Source organism: Microbacterium testaceum (assembly GCF_020781835.1).
In the GTDB taxonomy this organism is placed as follows: Bacteria; Actinomycetota; Actinomycetes; order Actinomycetales; family Microbacteriaceae; genus Microbacterium; species Microbacterium testaceum_H.
Map to the genome: position 1 here is coordinate 1 of NZ_JAJGNJ010000029.1, position 2,294 is coordinate 2,294.

The following is a 2,294-nucleotide window of genomic DNA, read 5'->3' on the forward strand; positions in this document are numbered from 1 at the left end:
TCGGCAGAACAATCAGAAAAGTCCCACAACCCCCAACATGCAACGCCTGCCGGCTATCACACACGCTAGGTTTAGCCTCTTCCGGTTTCGCTCGCCACTACTCACGGAATCGCTGTTGCTTTCTCTTCCTGTGGGTACTGAGATGTTTCACTTCCCCACGTTCCCTCTACCCGCCCTATATATTCAGGCGGGAGTCACCAGGTACGCACGCGCCCTGGCGGGGTTTCCCCATTCGGACACCCTCGGATCAAAACTCGCTTATCAGTTCCCCGAGGCTTATCGCAGATTGCTACGTCCTTCTTCGGCTCCAGATGCCAAGGCATCCACCGTTTGCTCTTAAAGACTTGAAATCACATGAGTTGAATCGTCAAAAAATTGACTAATGATCTTTAAGATCATCTACACCACACAACCCGAAGGTTGCATGGAAGATGCTCGCGTCCACTGTGTAGTTCTCAAAGTACGGGCGGTACCCACCCCCACCACCGGAACACCGGCGCAGGAGAAGGCCCACGAGGAACAGCCACCAACCACAAGCCCGAAGACCCACGATCAGCGCCCGGCCCCTCAGGACCCAACAGCGTGCACGCCCCGCCAACCAAAGCCCCCACCTTTCCCATCACCGAAGCGACGTACTCAGCAGAAACCCCAACCAAACGGAGCCTCGTCAAATGTTCCACCCATGAGCTAACCAGCAGCACACATTCGGTGCTGACCTGGCGCCTGGACACCCACAACCCGAAGGCCATGACTGCCAGATGCTCCTTAGAAAGGAGGTGATCCAGCCGCACCTTCCGGTACGGCTACCTTGTTACGACTTAGTCCTAATTACCGATCCCACCTTCGACGGCTCCCTCCACAAGGGTTGGGCCACCGGCTTCAGGTGTTACCGACTTTCATGACTTGACGGGCGGTGTGTACAAGACCCGGGAACGTATTCACCGCAGCGTTGCTGATCTGCGATTACTAGCGACTCCGACTTCATGAGGTCGAGTTGCAGACCTCAATCCGAACTGGGACCGGCTTTTTGGGATTCGCTCCACCTCACGGTATTGCAGCCCTTTGTACCGGCCATTGTAGCATGCGTGAAGCCCAAGACATAAGGGGCATGATGATTTGACGTCATCCCCACCTTCCTCCGAGTTGACCCCGGCAGTATCCCATGAGTTCCCACCATTACGTGCTGGCAACATAGAACGAGGGTTGCGCTCGTTGCGGGACTTAACCCAACATCTCACGACACGAGCTGACGACAACCATGCACCACCTGTTCACCAGTGTCCAAAGAGTCCCGTATTTCTACGGTGTTCTGGTGTATGTCAAGCCTTGGTAAGGTTCTTCGCGTTGCATCGAATTAATCCGCATGCTCCGCCGCTTGTGCGGGTCCCCGTCAATTCCTTTGAGTTTTAGCCTTGCGGCCGTACTCCCCAGGCGGGGAACTTAATGCGTTAGCTGCGTCACGGAAACCGTGGAATGGTCCCCACAACTAGTTCCCAACGTTTACGGGGTGGACTACCAGGGTATCTAAGCCTGTTTGCTCCCCACCCTTTCGCTCCTCAGCGTCAGTTACGGCCCAGAGATCTGCCTTCGCCATCGGTGTTCCTCCTGATATCTGCGCATTCCACCGCTACACCAGGAATTCCAATCTCCCCTACCGCACTCTAGTCTGCCCGTACCCACTGCAGGCCCGAGGTTGAGCCTCGGGATTTCACAGCAGACGCGACAAACCGCCTACGAGCTCTTTACGCCCAATAATTCCGGATAACGCTTGCGCCCTACGTATTACCGCGGCTGCTGGCACGTAGTTAGCCGGCGCTTTTTCTGCAGGTACCGTCACTCTCGCTTCTTCCCTGCTAAAAGAGGTTTACAACCCGAAGGCCGTCATCCCTCACGCGGCGTTGCTGCATCAGGCTTCCGCCCATTGTGCAATATTCCCCACTGCTGCCTCCCGTAGGAGTCTGGGCCGTGTCTCAGTCCCAGTGTGGCCGGTCACCCTCTCAGGCCGGCTACCCGTCGACGCCTTGGTGAGCCATTACCTCACCAACAAGCTGATAGGCCGCGAGCCCATCCCAGACCGAAAAATCTTTCCAACCCCCACCATGCGATAGAGGCTCATATCCAGTATTAGACGCCGTTTCCAGCGCTTATCCCAGAGTCCAGGGCAGGTTGCTCACGTGTTACTCACCCGTTCGCCACTGATCCACCAAGCAAGCTTGGCTTCACCGTTCGACTTGCATGTGTTAAGCACGCCGCCAGCGTTCATCCTGAGCCAGGATCAAACTCTCCGTAAAAAA

2 rRNA genes are annotated in these 2,294 nt (G+C 56.1%); both read right to left on the reverse strand.

Annotated elements, in window-relative coordinates:
* A 23S ribosomal RNA gene (locus tag LL239_RS17400) occupies positions 1-350 on the reverse strand; the annotation flags it as partial.
* Positions 351-769: 419 nt separating this feature from the next.
* A 16S ribosomal RNA gene (locus LL239_RS17405) occupies positions 770-2,291 on the reverse strand.
* Positions 2,292-2,294: the final 3 nt, after the last annotated feature.